Source organism: Marinactinospora thermotolerans DSM 45154, assembly GCF_900167435.1.
Classification (GTDB): domain Bacteria; phylum Actinomycetota; class Actinomycetes; order Streptosporangiales; family Streptosporangiaceae; genus Marinactinospora; species Marinactinospora thermotolerans.
In genome coordinates this window covers 108,924-134,442 of the sequence record NZ_FUWS01000005.1, presented here as the reverse complement: position 1 = coordinate 134,442, position 25,519 = coordinate 108,924, and the positions used below count along the sequence as shown (strand labels likewise).

1 protein-coding gene (running past one end of the window) is annotated in these 25,519 nt (G+C 72.2%); it reads right to left on the bottom strand.

Annotation, left to right across the window (positions count from 1 at the left end):
* The coding region annotated (locus tag B5D66_RS10455) for an ADP-ribosyltransferase (protein WP_200813606.1) crosses the window boundary (this coding region is incomplete at its 3' end): on the bottom strand, positions 1–25,519 show 25,519 of its 38,038 nt. 12,519 nt of the annotated region lie to the left of the window's left edge.

The window sequence follows — 25,519 nt, the reverse complement described above, 5'->3', positions numbered from 1 at the left end:
GGTAGTCCACCATCGGGACGTCGAGCCGCAGCACGCTGCTGAGGATTTGCAGGACCGCGCCGACCCCCAGGCCGGCGCTCATCCCGCTGGAGCGCTGGAGTGAGCTGTCGGCGTCCTTGCTGGTCTCGGTCTTGAGGTCCAGGTCGAGTTTGGTGGGGCGGTCGTCGAACCGGCTGTACCGCTCGGGGACCGACCACATGGTGGCGAGGTGCTCGCGGCCACTGTTGTCGGTGACGACGAGCGGCACCGGTCCTCGCGTGAGGTCCGGCAGCATCTCGCGGATCGAGTCGTCCGACAGCGCCTTGCGGATGTCGTCGGCGTTCCGCGGGTTCGGCTTGTAGTGCCGGAGGAAGTCCGGCAGCACCGCGTCCTTGAACCGCTGCCAGCGCGTCCGGGGCCGCGGCTGGTTGACGTGGTCGACCACCCAGTCGGCGAGGGTCTGGGAGTCCGGGCCCGTGTGGCGGATGCCGTTGACGGCCGCGCCGTGGATCCCGGCCGCCCGCGCGCCGACCGGGTTGCCGGCCGGCTCCGTACCCGAATCACGCGGCGCGAATGGATCGTGCAGCGTGAACTCGGCGGGCGCCTCGGTGGCGGTGCGGTCCGCGAGTTCCACGGTCAGGGTGATGCCGTTGTCCTGCTGGAACGACGTGGTCCCCGAGAACGGGATGCTCTCCTCGCCGGCGGTCTCGGTGGCCGCCGGGGTGTCCGTGCGCGGCGTAACGGTGAGTTCGGCCGTCAGCGAGGCCGAATAGTCCACCGCGCGGCCCGAGAGCGCCGTCTCGGTCTTCATGGTGACGCCCTGGTTGGGCGTCTCCGACACCGACGGCTGGTTCCACGAGAACTGCAGCATCGGCACGATGGCGGGGCCCACGCGGCCGATGCCCGTCACGTTCATCGGGTTGATCGTGACGGACCCGCCCAGGCCGCGCTGCACGCTGGCGCCGCGCGTGGTGGTGCGCTTGGTGTCGCGCGAGGTGCTGTCCGTGCTGTAGGGGTCCCGCGCGTTGTCGTCGGGCTTGGCGCGCGGATCACCCGCGCGCCGCCAGTCGTTGTCCGTGGACCGCAGCCGCAGCTTCACCTTGCCGTCCGCGGTGTCCACGGTGTGGCCGTCGTGGCTGAAGAACGGGTACGGGTTGCGGGCGAAGTCCTCCGCGAACCGCGCCCGGGTGTCCGCGTCGAGATCGCCGAACCGGTTCAGGACGGCGTCGATGCCGCTGCGGTCGCCGTCGGTCACGTTCAGCTTGATGCGGTACGTGTCCAGCAGCTCGCTGCCGAGCAGGTGGTCGAGCTGCCGGGAGTAGGTGCCGAGGTCGTCCTCCCGCGACCTGCCGGGTACGCCTTCCAGGGCGTCGACCCGCGGTTGCAGGGTGCGGATGCTCGTGGCGGCCTGCTCGGACAGCTCGCGGCCCTCCGTGCGGTGGCCGTCGAAGGACGCCGCCTTCTCCCGGTCGTCGGCGGCCTCCTGCGCCGCGTTCCGCTCGCCGTCACGGACGGCGGCGTCCGCGCGTTCCCACGCGGTGTTCCGCTGCTCGTAGGTGCTCTGGGCGTCGCGGACCCGCTGCTCGGCGGTGGCGATCTCCCCGGGCAGCGCCTCGGCCCGGCCCCGGGCGGCGGCCTCTGCGGCGGCGTCGCCGTCCCGGACCGCGCGCTCGATGGCCGCGGGCACTTCGGACTGCTCGGCCAGCAGGGCGTCGCGGTCGCGTATCGCGCGGTCCCGGACGCCGGCCGCGTCGTCGCGGGCCTGGCGTGCCTGCTCGGCGGCCGACCGGTAGTGGTCGATGAGGGCGTCGCGCAGCCCGTCCCGGATGCCGGCCAGCCGCTGGCCGGCGTCCGCCGTGCGCTGCAGCAGGTCGCCGTAGGCCTGCCCGGCGCGGGCGAGGTCGTACTGGTCGCGCAGCAGGTTGCGCTCGTCCCGCTCCCGGACTTCCTGCGCCTTGCGCAGATCCTCGTTGGCCTTCTGGACGGCGCGGTCGTGCTGGGCCGTCCGCTCCGCGAGGATCTGCCGTTCCCGGCGCGCCGCGTCATGGTCGCGCCCGGCGGCGCGGACGTCGTCCGCGAGACGCTCCTCGTCCCGCTGCCGCCGGCCCTGGGCGGCGCGGAGGGCATCGTCGGCCTCCCGCACGATGCGGTCGGCGCGGGCATTCTCCGCGTCCCGGTCCTGGCGGGCCTGGCGTTCCACCTCGTCGGCGCGGGCGTTCTCCGCCGCCGGGTCGGCGGATTCGCCGGCGGCGGCGCGGACCGCGGCGGCCCGGTCGATCGCCGACTGGTGCGCGGTCTCCGCCGCGGAGCGAATATCGGCCGCGTCCCGGCTGGCCTCCTCGCGGGCCTGCTCGGCGTCGCGCAGCGCGTCCGTGGACTGGCCGAGGCGGGTGCGGGACTCCTCGGCCCGCCGGTCCGACTCGGTAGCGCGCCGCTCGGCGTCGGCCAGCCGCTTCGAGTGGCGGTCCACGTCGGTCTGCCGGTCCGTCTGCGCCTGCTTCGCGGCCTTCTCGGCCTTCTCGTGCTTGGACGCCGAGGAGGTGGCCGCCTCCTGGGAGTCCTTGACCCGGGTCTCGGCCTTTTCCAGGTCCGCGGCCGCGTCCTGCAGGCGCTGCCGCAGCTCGTTATAGGCGGTGTGGGCGGTGGCGGCCTCCTGCTGCCGCTGCCGCACCGGTTCCGGCAGTGGCTCCGGCAGCGGCGCCGGCTGCTCCGTGCCCGTCACCGTGAAGTCGCGGACGACGGTGCCGTTCGGGTCAGGGGTCGGGTCGGTGTTCGGGTCGGCCGGCCGTTCGAAGGGCGGGACACTGCGGTCCAGCACCGATCCGGCGAGCGGGTCCATGGTGGCGCGCGCCGCGGAGTCGACGGTCGGCGCACTCGTCACCGTGTCAAAGAGCGCCCAGACGTCTGGGGCGTTCACGCTGGCGATGAGATCGGACAGACCCCGGCCGCCGGTGGAGCTCACGGCGGGCTGCGAGCCGGAGCTGCGGTCCGGTGTGCTGCCGGTGGGGGGCGTGAACTGGGTGGGGGTGTCGGGGGTGCCGTCGGGGCGGTAGGTGCCGCCGGCCTGGGTGTAGCGGTCGCGGGCCTGGGCGAGGTCGGCGTTCGCGCGGTCGAGTTCGGTCTGGGCGCGGGCCATGTCTGCGCGTGCGGTTTCGGTGCCGCTGCGGCTGCCGCGTGCGTCGTGGAGGTGTGCCTGGGCGAGGTCGATCTCGGCTTGGGCGGCGGTGAGTCGCAGTTGGGCGGCTTCGATGAGTCCGCCGAGGTAGGACAGGTCGTCGTCGGCGAGGCCGAGCTCGCTGCGCGTGTTTTCCAGGTTGGTTTCGAACCGGACGACGTTCGCCTGGGCGTCGCCCACGCGGTTGCGTGCCGACTCCACCGGGCCTGGTTCCGGCGGGAGGCTGCCCGTGGTGGTGCGGGGCGGCGGCGTGACCGGGCCGGTCTGCACCGCCATGACGGTGACATTGTTCCCGGTGCCGCGGGGCGGCCTCGGGAGCAGAGACCCCTGCTGATCCGAAAGGCCAGGCCCGCCGGGCGGCGTCTCGTCACCCGGGGTGGTGGGCGTCGACGACAGCGGCGTGGTCGGAGTCGCCGAGCCGGACCAGGCGCCGGGGTTGCCGATCGTGGCGCGGGCACGGTCCAGCGCGTCCCGCCAGGTGGTGAACTGCCTCTCGAACTCCGTCCGTGCCGCCTCGTACTCGCGTTCCGCAGCCCGGTAGTCGGCGAGCGTGCCCTGGTCGCCGGGGTTGTCGAGCAGCCGCCGGACCAGCGGCGGCAGCTTGGCCCGCTCTTCGAAGTAGGTCTTCTCCGCGTCGCCCAGCTTCTCCTGGGCGTCCGCGACCCGGTCCCACGCCTTGGTCCGGGTCTGGCCCAGCACACCGAGGGCGCGCGCCTCCGCCTCGCTGACCCAGCCCGTCACCGTGGACGTGGCCTCGGCCATGCCCTGGGTGGGCTGCCGGCCGAGGCCGGGGATCACCCGGTGCGGGACTTCGACGGAGACGACCCAGTCGACCGGGATGGACACCAGGTAGGAGCGCTTGGAGTTCGCGTCCGGGCCGGGCACCGCGTGGTCGGTGTCGGTGACGGTCACGGTGCGGGTGCCGCTGCCCTCCTGGCCGGACACCGGGTCGGCTCCACCGGCCAAGCCGACGCTGCGGGTCGGGGCGGTGGGGGTGCCCTCCGGCGGCTCCTCACCGGTGGTCCCGGCCGGCCGGACCGGGACGGAGCTGGTCGTGGTGCCGGTTTCGGTGACCGCCGACGCGTGCGCCGTGCCGTGCGTCTGGTTGTTCTTGGTAGAGGAGTCGACGGCGACGTCGATCAGGGTGGCCTGGTCGGTGCGCGGGTGGGCCCCCAGCCGCCACTTAGTGGGGCCGGAGACGTCGAGGACGGTGGAGGGGTCGGTGCGCAGGCTGGTGATGGACTGCCATCTGGGCCCCTGGATGTCGATGAGCCCGACGCCGTCACCGCGCTTCGCGTCGTTGAAGTAGGCCCGGAGGGAGTCCTCGTTGATGGTCGCCCGGATGGGGTCGTTGTTGCGGCGCACCCCCGCCTTCTCGAAGGCGAAGTCCTTGGCCTGCTGGATGTCGGCGGGCTGGAGGGCGCCGGTGTGCGGCCAGCCGTGCGCGCGGGCGACCGCGACGTAGCCGGCGTCGAGGATGTTCGCGCCGTGGTCCTGGATGGTCAGCGGCGTCAGCGTCGCCTCCGGCTGCGCCGTGCCGGCCGGCTGCTGGGCGTTCCGCCAGTCGCGGATCGAGTCCTCCAGCCGCCCGGTCGGGTTCACCACCCGCGGCGGCGGCGCCGGGGCGGTCTCCGGCCCGGTCCCGTTCTGCCCCTCGGGATCGGCGCCGTCCACGAGGTCGAGGTAGGCGACCGGGAAGGATTCCCGGATCGTGGCGTAGTCGCCCTCGATGGTGAAGGAACGGTCACCGTACTCGACCGTGAGCCGGATGTGCTCCGGCGTCTCGGCCACCGCGAACGGACCGTCCACCTCCGTGGTCCAGGTGGTGGTGGTCTTGTCGGTGTCGCTCTCGGTACGGGTGGTCGAGGACGTGTGGGCGACGTTGGGGGCGGGTGCGACGTTGGTGGGACGGTCGCGCGGCAGCTCGCTCGGCAGGTTCCGCTCGTCACTCGATCCCGGGAACGTCGTGGTGAGGAGCTCCGACACCTCGAAGCGGGTGCCCCTGCTCGTGGTTCCGGGCGTGCTCAGGGTGTCGGAGATCGCCAGCGATGTCTCGCTGCCGAACGTCGCCTTCCCGCCGAGGTCGGTGATGACCGGGCGGCCACGCACCGTCTCGACCGTGATCGAGCCGTGCCGGATCTGGTTGCTGACCTCGACCCGCCGGTCCGCGCCGTCGGGCCCGTGCGAGGCGCGGCTGTCCAGTGCCACCAGCTTGACGTCCAGCGTCTTGGGAGCCCCGCGCCCGGTGAGGTGCGCGGAAATCTCCTCCAGGACCGCTTCCCGGCTCTCCCCGGTCAGCGTGTAGTTGTCCCGCCGCAGCCGGGCGTCCAGCTGGACACCGGTGGGCCGGTGGTCGGGCCCGCCCTGCCCGTCGGGGGCCGGGACCTGCCGTGGCAGGGTGCCCAGGTGCTGGCCCGCGCCCTCGAACCCCGGACGGACCCGGAACCGGTCGGTGCCAAGCTGCGGGTTCGGCTGCGCTTCCGCCTCGCCGGTGGCGGGGACGAACCGGTCGTGGACCCGCCCGGCAAGGTACAGGGCCCGTGAGGGCGCGTAACCGAACTCCGCCTGCGGGACGCTGAACTGACTCGCGCGGAACCCCTCGTCCCGCGAATGCCGGGGGACGTTGACCGCGAGATCCCAGTCCTTCCGGACCTCGGCCGCCCCGGTGATGCTCAAGTCAGCGGTGTACGGGACGGCGCCACCCTGCGGCTGGAAGCTCGTCTTCTGCGAGTAGGTCGCCGACTCCGCCCGCGACGTGCCGCGGAGGGTCCGGGAGCCGGTGAACGGGTTCGAGATGACCTGCGTGGTGGGCGCGTTCGCCTGGTCGGCGCGGAGCTGATCCTGCCCCTGCGCTTCGCGCAGGCTCTCGGCGGTCGGGTTGGGGTTCCCGACCCCGCGCAGCTCGGTCTCCACACCCCTGGTCCACGACGAGCCGTGGGTGCGGCCGACGTTCGTGTCGTGCTGCGAACTGATCTTGAGCGACGAGTTCGGCCGCGGGTCATAGAACGTGGCGTCGGTGCGGTCAGCGAACAGCGCCGTGGTGTGCCGGCCACTGAAGACGAAGCTCCGCATCCAGTTCCGCGCCCGGTACCCCGGCGGGGCCGTGAACAGCCGGTCGGAGTGCGACGCGAGCTCGCTGCTGGAGTAGTGGACGGGGTAGAAGTCGTGCCCGGCGCGCTCCTTCAGGAAACGCTGCAGTCCCGGAGCACCGTCCAGGATCCCGTAGATCCGCTGCCGCAGGTTGGTGTCGCCGACCGTGGTGCTGATCTTGTGGGTGTAGGTCGGGATCGTGTCGAGCACGTCGGCACGCGGCGTCCGGGCCGGGGCGTCCGGCCGGCCGCCGTTGATCATGTTCCTGGCGTCGGCAGTGCTCAGCGCGGTCTCTGCCTGGTCCGGGTCCGGACGAGCCGGCGCGTCGCTCTCGCGGGCGTGCGGGTCAAGCTGGGCAGGGGCCTCCAGCTCCATCCGGGCCCGGATGTCGACACCCTGCCCGTTCGCGGTGGTCATCAGGTCGACGCGGTGCCCGTCGTACCCGGACCGCACCGGCGGGCTGCCAGGCGGCAAGTCGCTGGACTTGCGGAACTTGCCCATCTCGGCGTGAAGGTCGACGTCGTACCGCCAGATGTCGGTGTCGCCCTTGTCCTTGAACTCCGCCGTGGCCTTGTCGGTCTCACCCGTCTCCAGCCCACGGCTGGACGAGTACGTGATGTACCCCCGCACGCCGGCGCCGCCCTGGCTGCGCGGCATGCCACGCGCGTCCTGGCCGGGGATGTCCCGGTACACGACCCGCGCCCGCACGCCGCCGGTGTGCGTCCGCCCGTGCTCCTCCACGAGGCCGCGCCCCGACGTGCCCTCGATCGAGTTCGACGTGTCGTTCTTGCTGACGGTGCCGCCGAACGCCCGGTTGTGCGGGGTCGCCTTCAGCCGGACGGTGACAATGTCGGGGAGGAACCAGCCTTCCTTCTTGGGGTCCCGGGGGTTGAAGTTGCTCAGGTCGGGATTGAGGACAGCGGTTTCGATGAGGTGGACGTCGATGCCCTCGGTGAACCACCGGTCGACATGCTCCGGGTCGGTCAGGTACTGCTCGGAGATCGTCTCCAGCACCCGGGTCGTGTTGTAGATCGCGACGGGGTGGCTGCGGCGGAAGTGGTTCTCCCGGGAGAAGAACGCGTCGTCGTGCTCACCCGCCGGCCGGTGCGCGAAGTTGTCCGCCGTGCGCGCCATCTCCGGCACCACCAGGCCGGGGTAGGCGCGGGCGATCCCGTCGAGCACCTGCTGGGCGTAGGCTTCGAAAACGGTGCGGGGCGGCGGAGTCGCGGTTCCGTCGCCGCCGGTGGCTGGCTGCCCGGCGGGAGTCCACGGCGTGTAGCGGCGGCCGTCGCGCCAGGTGACGCCACGAACGGTGGTGCCGCCGAGGTGGTCCGGGCGGTCCCGCCGCAGATGCGGGTAGACGGGGACGTGGGTCGCGCGGTCCCGGGCGTCCGCGTTGTTGCGGTTCGGCTCGGCCAGCAGCTGGGCGTCGTCGACGCCGAGCACGTCGACCGTGGTTCCGGTGAACCGGTGCGGGGTGGCCTCCCCGTCGAACTGCAGGTAGACGTTGCGCCGCACGTTGTACATGGCCGTGTCGCCCGTCTCGACGGCCATGCTGGTGGTGCCGCCCGCCGAGCGCCGGTCGCCCAGGCCGCGCGACCGCTCGTGCCGGTAGTCGACCATGGGCAGTTCGATGCGGAACAGGCTGCCAACCGTCTGCAGCACCGCGCCGAAGCCGAGGCCGGGGGCGAAGAGGTCCCGGCGCAGGAACCGGCTCTCGGTGGACATCGCCGAACTGGTCTTGTCCTTCAGGTCCAGCTTGGCGGGCGCGTCCGGGATCCGCGTGAACTCGGTGGGGACCGACCAGATCTTCGCGATTCGGGTCTGCCCGGTGTTGTCCACCAGCGTCAGGTACTCCGGCCCCCGGGAGGCGTCCCGGATCAGGTCCCGGATCGAATCGTCCGACAGCTGCCGGCGCACCTGGTCGGCGCGGGACGGATCGGGGCGGTGCCGCCGCAGAAAGTTCGGCACCAGCCGGTCCTTGGCCGCGTCCCACGAGCCCCGCCGGCGGGGCTGGTTCAGGTGGTCGGCCACCCAGTCGGCCATGGTCGTGGGGCGTCCGGCCGGTCCCGTGGCGTTGTCCGGCACGTGGTAGATGCCGTTCACCTTCGCGGTGTGGCCGCCCGGCGGCCGGGCGCCGATGTCCTGCGCGCCGAGCGGCCGCGCGCCGGGAGCGAACGGGTCGTGCAGCGTGAAGTGGTCCGGCGCCTCCGAGGTGCGGTCGCCGAGCTCCACGGTCATGGACAGCCCGTTGGGTTCCTGGACCGTCTGATGCGACTGGAGCGGTACGCCCTGGCCGTCACCGTCCGTCCGGCCCGGGGCGGCGGTCAGCTCGGCGACCAGGTCGGTCGTGTAGCTCACGTCCTTGCCGCCGAGGCTTGTCTCCGTCTGCGTCGACGTCTGCTGCCCCACCGTCTGGCTGGCGGAGGGCTGGTTCATCCCGACAGCGAACGACGGGTTGACGGCCGGGCCCACGACCACAGCCGGTCCGGCCGGCATCGGGTTGATGTAGAGGCCACCGCCCACGGTGCGCCGGCTGGCCAGGCCCTGGCCGGCGGTGTGGCTGACCTCCCGGGTGGCGGTGTCGGCGTTGGCGAGGTCCGGTGCCGAGTCGCTCGGCCGGGCGTGCGGGTCGCCCGCCCGGCGCCAGTCGTTGTTCGCCGAGCGCAGCTTCAGGGTGACGGAGTCGTTCCCGATCCGCACGGTGTGGCCGCGCTCGCTGTAGAACCGGTACGGGTTCTCGGCGAAGTCGGACCGGAACCGGTCGGCGAAGCGGTCGAAACCGGTCAGGTCTGCGGGCAGGCCGGGCCGGAACCGGTCCAGCAGATGGTCGAGCGGGCTCCGTCCGTCCGGGCCGGAGACGTCCAGCCGGACTCGGTGGCGTTCCAGCACCTCGCTGCCGAGCAGGTGGTCGAGCTGGCGGGAGTAGGTGCCGAGATCATCCTCGCGGCTCTTCCCGGAGTTTCGTTCCGCGGCGTCCACCTGCCGCTGGAAGGCGGCGGCCCGCTCGGCCGCCTGCTCCAGATCATTGGCCTGCTCACGTTCCTGCTGGTACCGCCTGCCCTCCTGTTCGGCGTACGTGCCGGCCCGGTCGAACTCCTGCTCGACCGTGTCGTAGTCCGCCTGCGCGTGCCGGGCCTCCTCCTCGCGCTGCCGCAGCTCCGCTTCGGCGTGCCGGAGCTGCTGCTCGGCCCGGATCTTCTCCCGGAGCAGCGCGTCGGTGCGCTGCCGGACGAGCGCGCTCCGCTCGCCGTGCTCGCGGACGGCCTCGGCGTCGTCCGGGTCCGGCGGGTTCGTGCGCAGCTGCTCGGCGAGCCGGCGGATCCGGTTCTGCTCGTGCTGGATGGTGTCCACGGCCTGCCGGGCCTGGTCGTGCCGCTCGCGCGCCTCGTCCCGCGCGGTGTCGGCGGCTGTGGAGGTGTCCGCGTAGTGCTCCAGCCGGGCCTCGTGGTAGGCCCGGAAAGCGTCCCGCCACGCCTGGCCGGCGGCGAGGCTCCGTTCCAGGGCGGCCCTCAGCTCCTCCTGGGCGCGGGCGAGGTCGACCTGGTCGCGCAACCGGTTGCGGTTGTCGCGCTCCATGGCGTCCTGGGCCTGCTGGAGCGCCTCATCGGCGGCCGTGACGGCGGGCCGGTAGCGCGAGACGGTCTCCCGCTGAATGTCCGCGTCACGCTGCGCGGTGCGCGCGTGCTGCTGCGCGGTGGCCGCGCGCTCCTCCGCTTCCCGGCCGGCCTCCCTGGCCGCCGCTTCAGCCCGCTGCAGGTCGGCGGCGGCCTCCTGCTCGAGCCGGGCGGCTTCGCGCTCGGACTCGGTGGCCTGCGCCTGCAGCCGGGCCGCGTCATCGCGGGCGCGGGCCAGCTGGTCCGGGGTTCCGCCCTGCGCGTCCCGCAGGACCTGCTCGGCCTGCTGCCGGGCGCGGGCGGCTTCCGCGCGGTGCTCGGCGCCGGCCGTCTGCCGCCGTGCCTGGGCGGCCTGGACGGCATCGTTGGCCGCCACCTCCCGCTCCCGGGCGGCCTGCACCTCCGCCCAGGACCGGTCCGCCTGGGCCTGCGACGCGTCGGCGCGGCTGGTGGCGCGATCAACATGGCGCCGCTGCTCCGCCCGGGCCTTCCGCGCGTCGGCGAGGGCGTCGTCGTACTTCTTCCTGGACGTCTGGTAGGCGTCTTCGGAGTCCTTCGCCCAGGATGCGGCCCGCCGCACCCGGCGGGCGGCGGCCTCCACGTCCGCGCGGGCGGCGTCGACGTCGGCCACCCGCTGGACGACGCCGGCCGCGAGGTCGCGGACCTGCTGCGGTTCCGGGGCGAGCGGCCGGGTGGTCTGCGGGTTCTGGGTGGTGTCCGTGCCGGGCTGCGCGTCCGTGCCCTCGCTGCCTCCGGGGTCCTGCGGGGCTTCGCCCGGGTCGGCGGACGGCGCGCTGCCGTGGTGGGGGAGGGTGGCGCTCCAGCCCACACCGGGCGTGGATTGCTGCGGGAGCGTGTCGAGGACGGGCTGCAGGACGCCGCTGTCCTGCCACTGCTTCCATGCCGTGCGGAGCAGTTCCGCCCGCTCCTGCGCGTTCGCGCTGCGCTCCCCACCAGAGCTGTCGGGCACCAGCATGCCGCTGGGGTAGTCGGTGACATCTTCGAAACTGCGCCCGAGGATGTGGTGGTCGTAGTAGGCGCCGAGGATGTCGCGCACCGTCTCGGGATCGCCGAGTACGCCCTGGCCGAGCAGCGGGGTGACGGCCGAGTCGGGAAGGTCAGCGATGCGAGTGGGCGTCTGGTATGGGACGGGTCCGCCGTTGTCGCGGTCCAGCGCGGGCCGGATTCGCGCGGCGATCTCCGCGAGGTGGTGCTCACGCAGCCCGGTGAACGGTGTCCTCGGCTGCGTCATGATGTTCGCGGCGGAGGGATCGACCCGGGAGTGGTCGGGGCGGGCCCGCAGCACGCTGGTGTCGGTATCGGAGCGCTTGAAATACTCGTCCCGGAAGCCGAACAAGTGCTTGACCTCATGGACCAGGCCCTCTGGGGGCGAGTCCATGGACCAATTGCCAGCGCTGTTGCGCGGGATAGTCCCATCGGGAGCCGTGGCGCGCCAGTTGACCCTGTAGCCGGCCGGCCAGGGGACGCCGGGATCGTCCACGTCCAGCAGTCGGAAGTGAATCTGATCGCCGACGGTGCCGTCCGGGTTGGGGATCCGGTGCCGGTGGTTGACGACCTCATGCGCCTTCTTGATGACCGCCGCCAGGCGTTCGGCGGCCAGCGCGGGGTCGTTCCCGTTCGGGTCGAATTTGACGACGACGGCGACGTCAATGACGTGGGTGGGGCCGCCGGGCCTCCGGAGTGCATCCGGAATGGGAATCCTGCGAACCACCAAACGGGGCGAAATTACGAATCTGCGCGGATCGCTGGGGATCAGGCGTTCGGGAGCGTCGTCCGGGCGCCCCGGAATCGATACTCCATTGGGGTCACCGGGGTAGGTGGGGCGGGCCGGACGCGCCGAGAGCTTGAACTCCCGGCTGCCGATGTCCACACCGGATTCGTCCGGGCGGGATCCAACGACGGTTACGGGGGCCTGGCGGACGGCATCCTCCCAGGCCTGGCGAAGCGCCTCGGGCACCTGGCTGCGCGGGTCCTCCAAGTCGGCGATGGGAACGAGCCCCTGGTGGACCGGAGCGGGTCTGCTGCTGGACTCCGTGGTGAGTTCGGAGATACGGGACAGGGCGGCGGCGGTGACCCGTGGCGGCACGGCATCGCGCACCGCGTCCTGGTGCGCGGGCGTGCGGAAGCGCACCGCCTGCGTCACAGCATCCAGGGAGTCGGCCAAGGCCCGGTACTCGACCGCTTCGGCGCGCATGGTCTCGGCCTCGGCCAGCCGGGCGCGGTCGTATGCCGATGGTGTGCTGCCAGCTGCGGCCGGCTGAGGGGTGGGGTGCAGGTCCCGGGCTTCCCGCTGATACGCCATGGCCTGTTGGGCCTTGTCACGGGCCTCGGCCAGCTTGGCCAGGGCGCCGGACATGTCGCCCTTCGCTAGGAGGTCACCGGCCTGCTCCCGCGCGGTGCGCGCGATACCCGCTACAACCCGGGCCTCCTCCCGTGAGTCCTGCGAATCGAACCAGCCATCGTCCGTGGGCTCGGGGACACCCTGGGTGGCCCAGGCCTCCTCCTGCCTCGCCCGCCTCCGCTGGTCCCGCGCGTTGGTCTCGGTGCGCTCGGCCTGCTGCAACTCCCGGCTGGTCTGGGACTCGGTGGATTCGGTGAAGCCGAACCACGCCAGCACGTCGGGACCGGCCACGGTGTGGTCGGGCCGGTTTCCCGTGATGGTCGCCGGATCCTCCCAAAGCAGGTGCCCGTGGTAGGCGGTGTCGTCGGGCACGTCCGTGGGGTCGACGAGTTCCACCTTCAGCCGGAGCTCGCTGCCGTCGCGCAGGGTGTAGGGGACGCGTTCCCGGGTGCCGCCCTGCCCGTCGGGGACCGGCCGGCCATCATTGATCTGGGCTTCAAGGTCCGCCACCAGCCGCTGTTCGGCCTGCCGGACGGTGTCCGGGTCCAGCCCGGCGGGCGGCCGGTGCCGGATCAGCCGGTACCGCCCCTCCACGATGTCGCCGCCGTCCCGGTGGATACGGTGCCACTCGAACCGTGGTGGGACCGAGCGAGCGCCGCGCTGGGTGATGCGGGCGGGCAGCACGCTCCCGTCATCCGTCGTGACGGTGAAGCTTCGCGACTGGCCGGGGACGTTGCCGAACCTTTCCGCCATCGACGTGCTGATCGGCACGGAACGGCTGGTCGGGTTGACGACGCTCTCCCAGCCGTCGCGCGGGGGCTGGAAACCCGCGCGTTCGAGCCCCTGCAGCGCCTCCAGCAAGGCGCCGCTCTCCCGCCAGTAGGCGGTGGTCTGCAGGAACCACTGTTCGGTGTCGTGGTCGCCCCGGAAAAGGTTGTCGCGGCTGCTCCCTTCGACATAGTGGGCGTAGTACGTTTCCAGCGCCATGGCGGCCTGCTCCGGCGTCAGACCGTCGCGCCCGCCGATCACCGGATCGCTATCCGGGGCCTGTGGAAGGTCGCCGGGGGTGAGCGGGGCCCTCGGCGCGGAGGTGAGCTGGGACAGGATGGACGTGCCGTCGGCTGCCGGCGCGGGCGTCGTGCTTCCGGGGACCGTGGGCGCGGTGTGTACCGGGGCGCCGTCGGGGGTGAGGGTGCCGCCGGCCTGGGTGTAGCGGTCGCGGGCCTGGGCGAGGTCGGCGTTCGCGCGGTCGAGTTCGGTCTGGGCGCGGGCCAGGTCGGCGCGTGCGGTTTCGGTGCCCATGCGGCCGCCGCGTGCGTCGGCCAGCTCTGCCTGGGCGAGGTCGATCTCCGCTTCGGCGGCGGTCACCCGCAGCTGCGCCGCCTCGACGAGTCCGCCCAGGTAGGAGAGGTCGTCGTCGGCCAGGCCGAGCTCGCTGCGGGCGGCTTCCAGACCGGTCTCGAACCGGACGACGTCGGCCTGCGCCCGGGCGGCACGGGCCTGCGGCACGTCGACCGCCCGGCCACCGGGCTCCGGGGCCGGCACGGTGGCCGGGGACGGCTCGGTGAGCACCGTGTAAACGTTGACGTCGTCGTCGGAGTCGTCGAGGTCGGAGTCAGAGTCCCGGGTGGAGCCTTCCTGGTATCCCTCGTGCACGTCGCCGTAGGGGGAGGGGCGCCAGTCGGGGCCGGGCCGCCAGCCGGGCGGGACGATTTCGGCTTCGAGGAACCATATGGGCTTCCGCTCGCCGCTCCCGGGCTGCACGGCCTCGGCCTGGTAGGCGGCGTGGAGAACCATCGTGGTGTTGCGCGGCAGCAGGATCTCGCGTTCCCCGGCGGCGGTCTCCACGAACGGCATGGTGCTGAGACCGTTGTGTCCGGCGGGCACCCGGATCGCGATGTACACATCGCGTTCCAGCGGGCTGGTGGCCCCCAGGGAGCCCGACATGTAGCCGGGGTCGGTGTAGACCTGGCCCACCAGATTGCGCATGGCGGCCGGATTGTCGACGTTGCCACCGAGCATGTTGATGAAGTCGGTGTTGACCCCGCGCTGCATGATGAACGACTGCGGGAACGGCCGATGGGAGAGCGCGCTGTCCAGATTGACGACCATGTCGAGGAGACTTGGGCGGTCCGCATCAGGGAGGTAGTCCAGGCCGCGCAGCGCGCTATTCACGAAGTCGAAATCGTCACGGGCGTAGCGGCGGACGGCCTCGACCTCGTGCGGGGGGAGCAGGTCCTGGACACGGCTGCCCCGGTCCTGGCCTTCCAGCTCCCGGATGGAGAAGAAGCCGGCTTCCTCGTCGGAGAGACGGTTGGTGCGGTAGGTCATGCCCACGCTGCCCTCGCCGCCGCTGGGCATCGGGGGGCGTGGCGGGGGCAGCAGTGTGGACCAGAAGTTGCGGGGCACGAAGACGCCACCGGACTGGTAGAGCGCGTCGAACGCCCAGAACAGGTGGCCGGAGCCCTGCCACTGACCCCACTGGTGGCGCAGTGCCTGTTCGATCGATGCGTAGGCATCGGGGTTGCCCGTGAACCTGGCGACCACGTGGGGCATCGGCACCCCATTGATGTGGTGGTCGTAGAACGCGGTCAGAATCGGGTACGCGTGACCGGGGTGGAGGCCGGACGACATGTGCTGCCCGAGCGCGGCGGCGATCTGGCTCTGCAGCAGCGGATCGACGGTGCCGGGCTGCGGCGTGGTGAGGAATGGGACGGCGGGCGGCTCGATGAATGCCGGGTTCACCTGGTGCGTGGGGTTGCTCCGCCACTCCGCGAGGGCGGGCTCCTGGTCCCGTGACGTGGGGACGGCCGCTGCGGTCTCCGTCTCGCTCCCCCTGTCCGCGGTGGCCGGCGGGGTGGGCGTGCCGTCGGTGGCCGTGGGGGGTGTGAACTGGGTGGGGGTGTCGGGGGTGCCGTCGGGGCGGTAGGTGCCGCCGGCCTGGGTGTAGTGGTCGCGGGCCTGGGCGAGGTCGGCGTTCGCGCGGTCGAGTTCGGTCTGGGCGCGGGCCATGTCTGCGCGTGCGGTTTCGGTGCCGCTGCGGCTGCCGCGTGCGTCGTGGAGGTGTGCCTGGGCGAGGTCGATCTCGGCTTGGGCGGCGGTGACCCGCAGCTGGGCGGCCTCGATCAGCCCGCCGAGGTAGGACAGGTCGTCGTCGGCGAGGCCGAGCTCGCTGCGCGTGTTTTCCAGGTTGGTTTCGAACCGGACGACGTTCGCCTGGGCGTCGCCCACGCGGTTGCGTGCCGACTCCACCGGGCCTGGTTCCGGCGGGAGGCTGCCCGTGGTGGTGCGGGGCGGCGGCGTGACCGGGCCGGTCTGCACCGCCATGACGGTGACATTGTTCCCGCTGCGGCCGGTGGCCGGGTTCGGGGGCGGGAAGTAGGTCGTGGTCGAAGTGCCGGCACCGGAGTTGCCGGGTGGCGTCTCCCGCAGCGGGGTGGGGGTGCCGGAGACGTTGGGCGACTCACTCGACCTCGGGGTTTCGAAGCCGGTCAGGCCCGCCTCGGGGTTGCCGATCGTGGCGCGGGCACGGTCCTGCGCGTCCCGCCAGGCGGTGAACCGCTGCTCGAACTTCCGCCGTGCCTTCGTGTACTCCTGCTCAGCGAGCGCGTACTCCGTGCGCGCGTCCTCGTCGCCGGGGTTGTCGAGCAGCCGCCGGACCAGCGGCGGCAGCTTGGCCCGCGCTTCGTAGTAGGTCTTCTCCGCGTCGCCCAGCTTCTCCTGGGCGTCCGCGACCCGGTCCCACGGCTTCGCGGGGACGTTGTCGAGCAGGCCCAGAGAGCGGGCGTCAGCCTCGCTGACCCAGGTGGTGATGGTCGACGCGGCATCGGCCATGCCCTGCGTGGGCGGCCGGCCGAATCCGGGGACGGCGCGGTGGGGTACCACGGCGGAGACGACCCAGTCGACCGGGATGGACACCAGGTAGGAGCGCTTGGAGTTCGCGTCCGGGCCGGGCACCGCGTGGTCGGTGTCGGTGACGGTCTCGGTGCGGGTCCCACCGCGCTCGTGGCTGGGGTTGAAGCCGGCCTGCCCGGCCTCGACCGTGTAGGGCATGCTGGCGGTGGGGTCGTTCTCCGGTGGCGCCGGCGAGGTGATCCCCACCGGGCGAACCGGAACGGCACCGCTGGTCGTGGTCGTCGTGCCGGCGGCGGTCGCGCGGGAGGTGCCCCGGGACAGGGAGTCCGTGGTGGAGGACTCGACGGCGACGTCGAGCACGGTGGCCCGGTCGATGTGCGGGTGGGCGCCGAGCCGCCACTTGGTGCCGCCACCAATGTCGATGAGCCCGACACCGTTGCCGCGTTTGGCGTCGTTGAGGTAGCCCCGGAGCGAGTCCTCGTGAATGGTCGTCGCGATGGGGTCGTTGTCGGGGCGGATGCCCGTCTTCTTGTAGACGAATTCCTTGGCCTGCTGGATGTCGGCGGGCCGGAGGGCGCCGGTGTGCGGCCAGCCGTGCGCGCGGGCCACCGCGACGTAGCTCGCGTCCACAACGCTTTGGCCGTGATCCTGGATGGTCAGCGGCGTCAGCGTCGCGTCCGGCGGCGCCTCGGCACCCTCTCGCGGCTGCGGACGCCAGGCCGGGATCGCGTTATCGAAGTTGCCCTGCGGGTTGCGTACCCGGGGTGGGAGAGCGGGCGTGGTCACCGGCCGGCCGCTGCCCTCGGTCTCCCCGGCGCGGCGGTCGGGCAGCACGTCGAGGTAAGCGGCCTCGAAGGCCTCCTGGACGGTGGCGTGGTCGCCTTCGATGGTGAAGGAACGGCCGCCGTAACTGACCGTCAGCTTGATGTGCTCGGGAGTCTCGGCGATGGCGTAGGGGCCGGTGAGCTCGGTGGTCGAGGTGGTGTCGGTCTTGCCCGTCGTGGTGTCCGTGCGGCTCGTGCTGGACGACACCCCGGAGCCGGGGGCCGGCGCCATGTTGATGAACCGGTTGCGGGGCAGGTCGTCGGGCAGGTTGCCGGGCTGGTCCTGGCCAGGGAAGGGGGCCGGGGTCATACCCGACACCTCGATCTGGGTTCCGGTGCTCCGTGACCCGGAATCCGTGTCGCTCCGCGAGGCCGACAGGGCCGTGTCCTCGCCGAACTTGCCCTTGCCGCCGAGGTCGGTGATGACCGGGCTTTCCCGCACGGTCTCGACCTTGACCGTGCCGTGGTCGATCTTGTTGTTCGCCAGTCCTTCGAGGTGGTACAGCTTCACGTCGAGAGTCTTGGGCGCACGGCGGCCGGTGACGTGCGCGGTGATCTCGGCCAGGACGGATTCGCGGCTCTCGCCGGTGAGTCCGTAGTTGTCCTGCCGCAGCCGGGCGTCGAGCTGCACACCGGTCGAGACGGGACCGGTCCCCGAATCCGGCGGCCGGGGCGTGCTGCTCAGCCGCGTGCCCTGCCCCTCGAAGCCGGGGCGGATCCGGAACCGGCTGGTGTCGAGGTGCGGGTTGATATGTGGCATGGCCCGGCCGGTGGTCTCGTTACCCGCGGGCGGCACGTACCGGTCGTTGACCAGACCGGCCTGGTAGGCGGAGCGTGCCGGCACGTAACCGAACTCGGCGCGGTCGGCGGTGAACCGCATACCACGGAAGTCGGTACCGCTGGAGTGCCGGGCGACGTTGAGCGCGAGATCCCAGTCCTTCCGGATCTCCGCCGCGCTCGTGATGCTCAGGTCGGCGGTGTACGGGATGGCGCCGCCCTGCGGTTCGAAACTCCGCTTCTGGGAGTACGTCGCCGAGTCGGCCGTGCTGGTGCCGGTGGTCCACGACTTGGTGAGGGGGTTCCAGATCGGCTGGATGGTGGGCGCGTTCGCCTGGTTGGCGCGGAGCTGGTCCTGCCCCTGGGACGCGCGCAGGCTCTCGGCGGACGGGTTGGGGTTGCCGGCCGCACGAACCTCGGTCTCCACGCCCCCGGTCCACGAGGAGCCCTGGGAGCGGTTGAGGTTCGTGTTGTGCTGGGAGCGGATCCTGATGGAGGAGTTTGGCCGCGGGTCGTAGAAGGTGACGCCGGTGCGGTCGGCGAACAGCGCCGTGGTGTGCCGGCCACTGAAGACGAAGTCCCGCATCCAGTTCCGTGCCCGGTGCCCCGAGGCGGGCGGCAGCAGGTGCTTGGCCTGCGCCGCGAGCTCGTCGTCCGAGAAGTGCGTGGGCAGGAAGTCGTGCGAGGCCGGCTGCTCCTTCAGGTAGCGGGCCAGCCCGGGGGCCTTGCCCAGTAGGCCGTAGAGCCGCTGCCGCAGGTCGACGTCATCGACCGTGGTGCTGATCTTCTGGGTGTAGGTCGGGACCGCGTCGAGACCGGCGGCCTGGGGCGTCCGGGCCGGGGCGGCCGGCCGGCCGCCGTTGATCAAGTTGCGGGCCTGGTCGCGCTGCAGGCCGGTGCTGTCATCCTGGGCACGCGTGCGCCGGGGGGTGGGCTCGGTCTCGCTGGCGTGCGGGTCGAGCTGGGCGGGGGCCTCCAGCTCCATGCGGGCGGTGAGGTGGACGGGCTGGCCGTTCGCGTCGGTCATGAGGTTGACGCGGTGGCCGTCGTAGCGGTTGGGGCCGCGTTCGTCCGGTGAGCGGAAGATGTCGCGGGCGGAGCCGGTCCGCACCTCGCGCTGGTCCGGCGGGAGGTCGTCGAACTTGCGGAACTTGCCCATCTCGGCGTGCAGGTCGAGCTGGTACCGCCAGATGTCGGTGTCGCCCTTGTCCTTGAACTCCGCGGCGCTCTTGTCGGTACCGCCGGTGTCGAGGCCCCGGCTGGACGTGTGCGTGACGTGCCCCCGGATCCCGATACCGCCCTGGGCGGACGGCATGCCCCGGGCGTCCTGCCCCGAGTAGTCGCGGTACACCGCCCGGACCCGGGCCCCGCCCGTGTGCGACCGGCTGTGCTCCTCGTGGCGCTTGCGCCCGGAACTCCCCTCGGTCGAGACCGTGGTGTGGTTCTTGGTGACGGTGCCGCCGAACTCCCGGTCGCGCGGGGTCGCCTTCAGCCGCACGGTGACGGTGTGGTTGCGCAGCCAGCCCTCCTTGTCCGGGTCCCGGGGGTCGAAGTTGCTGAGGTCGGGGTTGAACCGCGCGGTCTCGTACAGGTGGATGTCGACGCCCTGGTTGAACCAGTCGTCGGCCCGGGCCCGGTCGGACAGGCTCTGCTCGGAAATCGCGTCCAGCACCTTGAGGGTGTTGTACACAGCCACCGGGTGGCTGCGGCGGAAGTGGTTCTCCCGGGAGAAGAACGCGTCATCGTGCTCACCCGCCGGCCGGTACGCGAACTCGTCCCTCGGCCGCCCAAGGTCGGGAATCACTAGGCCGGGGTACGTGCGGGCGATCCCGTCGAGCACCTGCTGGGCGTAGGCGTCGAACACCGTCCGTGGCGGGGGCGTGCCCCCGGAGCCGTCCCGGCCGGCCGCCCCGTCCGTCCCGTCGGCCGGCGGCGTGCTGGCGTACCGGTTCCCGTCCCGCCAGGTGATGCCCCGCACGGTCGTGCCGCCCAGGTGCTCGGGCTTGTCCCGCCGCAGGTGCGGGTAGGCGGGGACGTGCTTCGCGCGCTCCCGGGCGTCGGCGTCGTTGCGATGCGGGTCGGCGAGCAGCTGGGCGTCGTCGATCCCCAGCGCTTCGACCGTGCTCCCGGTGAACCGGTGCGCGGTGTCCTCCCCGTCGAACTGCACGTAGAAGTTCCGGTTCACGTGGTACATGGCCGAGTCGCTGGTTTCGCTGGCCATGCTGGTGGTGGCGCCGGACTGCCGCGAGTTGCCGAGGCCACGCTGGCGGTCGTGCCGGTAGTCGAACATGGGCAGTTCGATCCGGAACAGGCTGCCGACCGTCTGCAGCACCGCGCCGAAACCCAGCCCGGGGCTGAAGACGTCGCTGCGGGTGAGCTTGCTGTCGGTCGTCGTCGCCGAGCTGGTCGTGTCCTTGACGTCCAGCTTGGCGGGCGCGTCCGGGATCCGGGTCAGGTCCGTGGGGACCGTCCAGATCTTGGCGATGCGGGGCCGCCCGCGGTTGTCCACGAGCTCCAAGTAGACGGGGCCCTGGGAGGCGTCCCGCATCAGGTCGCGCAGCGCGTCGTCGGAAAGCTGCTCGCGCACCCGGTCGGCGCGGCGCGGATCGTTGGCGTGGCTGCGCAGGGCATCCGGAATGAGGGTGTCCTTGAGCCGCTGCGCCGTTGACGGCCGCTCCTGGTTGATGTGGTCCGCGACCCAGTCGGCCATGGTCGTCCGGGGGCCGCCCGCGCCTTCCTCGGCGGGGACGTGGAAGACGCCGTTCACCTTCCCGGTGTGGCCGACCGGCGCCCGGGTGCCAATGTCGCCAGCCCCGTCTGGCCGCGTGCCGGAGGCGAACGGGTCGTGCAGCCTGATGTGGTCCGGCGCCTCGGACGCGCGGTCGCCGAGTTCCACGGTCATGTTCAGGCCGTTGGGGACGTCGGTCCGGTGGATGTCCCGCAGGGGCGTGCCGCCATCCCTGTCGCTGTCGGTGGCGTCCGGGCCACGGGACAGCTCGGCGACCAGGTCGGTCGTGTAGGTGTGCCGCCCGCCCCCGACCGACGTCTCGGTCTTGGTCGAGGTGTCCTGACCGACCGTCTCGCTCGCCGTCGGCCGGTTGAACGCCAGCGCGAGCGCGGGGCTGACGGCGGGCCCCACGGTCATGTCCGGAATGGGCAGCATGGGGTTGATGTAGGCACCGCCGCCCAGGGTGCGGCGGGAGCCCGCCGTCCGGCTACCGGTGTGGCTGATCTCCCGGCCGGCGGTGTCGGCGTTGGCGAGCTCCGGCACCGAGTCGTCCGGCCGGACGCGCACGTCATCCGACCGGCGCCAGTCGTTGTTCGCCGAGCGCAGCTTCAGGGTGGCCGAATCGTTCCCGCTGCGCACGGTGTGACCGCGCTCGCTGAAGAAGGGATAGGGGTTTCTGGCGTAGTCCGACGCCAGGCGGGCGCGCAGATCATCGGTCAGGTGCCCGTCGAACCGCTGCAGGACGGCGTCGATCCCGGTGTGGCCCGAGGAGTCCGGCACGTCCAGCCGGACCCGGTTGCGCTCCAGCAGCTCGTTGCCGAGCAGGTGGTCGAGCTGACGGTTGTAGGTGCCGAGGTCGTCCGCGCGGCTCTTCCCCGAGTCCCGCTCCGCGGTCGCCACCTTCTCCTGGAGGTCCCGGATGTTCTCGGTGGCCTCGGGCGACTGCAACTCGCCGGCCCGCGACGCCTGCTCGTCCACAATGCCGCGCTCCCGCACGGCCTGCTGCCCAGCCTCCTCCGCCTGCTGCTGGACCCGCGTGACATCGCGCTGCGCGGCACGGAAGTCCCGCTGGTGCTGCCGCACCGCCTCCCGGGCCGCGTCGCGCTGCTGCTCCGCCTCCGCGTACTGCTCGCGCAGCTCCTGCATACGCGCGTTGGCCCGGGGGCGTTCGGTCTCGAACCGCTCAGGGTTGAAGAGGCGGAGGCCCTCCATATAGCCGTGCAGCCGCTGAGCCTCGCCATCGATGTCCGCCATCCGCTGCCGGGCCGCCCGCCGCTCATCAACGGCCCTGTCCCGTGCCAGCTCCGCGGCCTCGGCGGCCTCGCGGAAGTGTCCCACCCGTGCCTGGTGGTAGGCCCGGTGCGCGTCGAGCCAGCGCTCTCCGGCCTCGGCTGCCTCCCGGAGCGCGTTGCCGAGGTCCTGCCGCGCGCGAGCGAGGTCGAACTGGTCCCGCCACATGTTGCGCTGGTCGCGCTCCATGGTGTCGCGGGCCTGCTGGAGCGCCTCGTCGGCCGCCTCGACGGCGCGACGTTCCTGCGAGACCGTCTCCACCCGGACGTCCTCGGCACGCTGCGCGGTGCGCGCGTCCTGTTCGGCGGTCCGGGCGGCGTCCCGCGCCGTCCTGTCGGCCCGTTCCACGTTCCTTTCGGCCTGCTCCCGGGCGGCGTCCGCGTCCCTCTCAATCTGGGTGGCTCTGCGCTGATTCTCCGCCGCCCTCGCACGGAGCTCGTTCGCCGTGTCCCGCGTGCTTCGCTGCCGCGTCGGGGAAGCGCTGTCGGCGTCCCGCAGGACCTGGGCGGCCTCCCGCCGGGCCTCCGCCGCCTCGGCGCGCAGCTCGTTAGCCCGGTCGCGGGCCGCCCGTTGCCCGTCCCGGGCGTTCTGGAGGTGCTGCCTGGCCTGCTCGGCCGCAGCCTCGGCCGCCCGCGCGGCCCGCGCTGACCGCTCTGCCCGCTCCCGTGCGGCGTCCGCGGCAGCGGCGGCCGAGTCGACGTGGCGCCGCTGTTCCGCCCGGGCGTCCCTCGCGGCGGTCTCGGCCTCCTCGTGCTTCTTCTGCGACGCGGTGTACGCGTCCGAGGAGTCCTTCTCCCAGCTCTCCAGCTGGGTGACCCGTCGCTCCGCCTGCTCGACGTCCTCCCGCGCGGTGTCGAGCTCGGTGGCCCGCCGGTCGGCCTCCATGCCGAGCTGCCGGACGTGCTCCGGCGGCTGGGGCAGCGGGCGCTCGTCCCGCTGGTTCTCGGTGCCGGACTCGGACTCGGAGTCGGACTCGGAATCGACGTCGGATCGGGGCGCCGTCTCTTCGTCGCCGCCCGGCTGCTGCCCCTCACCGGACTGCGACGTGACGTTCCCCTCGCCGGTGGGCGACTGCGAGGTGGTGTCCTCCCGGAGAGGGCCGGACTCCGTGACGGGACCGGGCGTATCCTGGCCGGACGTGGTGCGGATCGGCGTGAAGTCTTCCCGGGTCCCTTCGGTGTTGCCGGCCCCGGTGTCCCGCCCGAACTCGGTGCCCTGCTGCCCGGCCGTCTCGGTCAGCGGTGCCGTGGGGTCCGGTTCGCCGCGCTCGTCCGTGCCGGACGTGGTGCGGGCCGTCTGCCGCGTCGACTCAGAGCCACCTTCCTCGGCGGCACGGTTCGACTGCGTGGTGCCGCCGCTCTGCTGGGTGGTGCCGCCGGCCCGCGACGTGGCCGCCTGGGATCCCGGCTGGTGCGCGGGCGCCGGCCCGGCGGTGCTGTTCTGGCCGTTGCCGTTCGCGCCGTTGCCGTTCGCGCCGTTGGTCTGGATCTCGGGTACCGCGTAGACCTGGACGACGTTCGGTCCCGCCTGCCCCAGCCCGGGGAGAGAGCCGAGACCGGAGCCGTGCTGTCCCGGGTTGAGAATCTGGTTGATCAGCGCCATGACCTCCGGGTCGGCGCTGGGGGAGGTGCGGCTCTGGCCGGACGACTGCTGCCCCGGCGTGTTCTGCGGGGTGGGCCGCTGCTGGGGTGCCGGGGTGTCGTTCTGGTTGCTGGTGGTGGTGTCCTCGGCGGACTGTTCCGGTGTTGGGGCCGGGCGGCTGTCGTTGCTGGGCCGCTGTCCCGGCGCCGGGGCGTCCCGCCGGTCGTCGGCAGGGTCCGGTGCCGTATCCGCCGAGCGGTCGCGCTGCGGGGACGGGGTGTCGCTCGACACCGTGGCCGGGCGGCCGTCCGTTCCGCGGCCACCCTGCGAGAGCTCGATGTCCTCCGTGCCCGGCGACTCGCTGTCGCTGCCCCGGCTGGACTCAGCGGTGCCGGGGCCGTTGTTGCTGGAATCGCTGCTGGAGCCGTCGGGGTTGGGAGCGGGAGCATTCGAGGGGCCGGACGCGTTGCCCGGGTCGCTGGAGGCGCCGGAGGTGGTCTCCATGGGCGGCGGGGTCGGGAGGTCGATCGGCCCCATGTTCTTGAGGGAGTTGATGACGGACGTGCCACCCAGGGTGGCCAGGGTCGTCAGCGCGCCGCTGGAGGCACCGGCCACCGCGGACATGCCGTTCGCCTTGAACTCCCCTTCCATGTACAGGTTCGTGAGTCCCTCGCCCAGGTAGCCCTGGAGGGCGCCGGAACCGGAGGCGAAGGCGAGCTGCTTGAACCGGTCCGACCAGCGGGCGCCGTACTCGTTGAGCGTCTTGGTGAGCGTGTTGGGGACACCATTGGAGAGGAAGTCCCGGGTGCCCTGGGGCAGCGGAGTCGGGTGGCTGGCGAGCAGCTCGTCGAGGCTGCTGCGCAGTTCGGGCTTCTGCCAGTTCTTGGCGAAGGTGTCCGCGTAGTCGCTGCCGAGCTGCCGGGCGGCGTCGCGGCCGATCGTGTTGCCGAACTGGTGCTCGAACAGGTCCGCCATGTCATCGCGGAACTGCCGGGCGGTCTTCGGGTCCAGCCAGCCGACGTCGTTGCGCCAGGGGGCCAGGATCTGGTCCTGATTCTTGCCGAAGATCTTGGACAGATCCCGGTTGAAGTCGGGCGTGATCGCCCCGGTGGGGTTGTCGAGGGGGGTGTTGCGGTCGCGCAAGCCGAGCAGGGGAACATCGTCCCCCACCTCGTCGGCGGCGCTGGACGGGAAGTTGTCCGACGCGTTGTCCGGCGTCGTGCGCGCGGCGGCGTCGGGGGCGGTGTTCCCGGCGGACGACGGAGTGGGGGCCGGAGAGCCTTCCGGCGTCGGCGTGGGGGAGCTGTCCGGAGCCTCCTCGGGCGTGCTCCGGGGCGGTGGGGTCTGGGCGAGGTCGTCCGAGCCGCTGCGGGTGGACGGTATGTCCGGACCGTTGCTCAGCGAACCCGGGCCGGCGTTGCCGGGCTCCGGGTCCGGCAGGCTCTCGGGCGTGTCCCGGGGCGGTGGCGGACCGTCGACGTCGATGTTGCGGCCGCCGGGCGGGGGCGGGTCGAAGTTGGCGAGCTCGTCGAGGTTCTTGCTGAAGATGTTGGCGAGTTCCCGGCTGATGAGGATGTCGAAGCCGGTGGACAGGCCCGCGCTGATGAGGCCCTCGAACAGGCCGCCCATGAGGGCGCTCTTGGTGAGCTTGTCGTCGTTCGAGTCCCGGTTGCCCTGGGCGATCTGGATGCGCTGGATGATGGCGTCCATCGCGTAGGCGAACAGCACCGAGATGGCGACGTTGCTGATCAGGGTCCAGACCAGCCAGTTGAGGATGCGCCGGATCATCTGGTTGCGGATGAACCGGAACATCGGAATCCACGTGAGGGAGCTGCCGCCCGTCCAGAAGGCCATGGAGATCGCCCAGGCGATCTCCAAGGCCAACTGGATGAGCTGCGCGATCACCATCCATTTCGCGTACTCGACCTGGTTCGCCGCTTCCCGGGCGTATTTCTCGATCTCGCCGGCGAGTTCGGCGGCCTTTCCGACGTAGTCGTTCTTCCCCGCCGTGAACTGGTCCAGCGACTGCTGGAAAAACTCGTTGGAATGGCCGTCGAAGGTCATCTCCACCTTGCGGCGGATCTGGATGACCATGTCGGGGAGTTCGGTGTCGAGGATGTATTTCGTCGTGGCGTAGACATCACCGAGCTGCCGCAACCGGTCCTCGTCCACATTCGGCCACTTCGTGCCGGTGAGACCATAGAACAGGTCGGCGAGTGCGTCGGGCAGCTCCATCCCCAT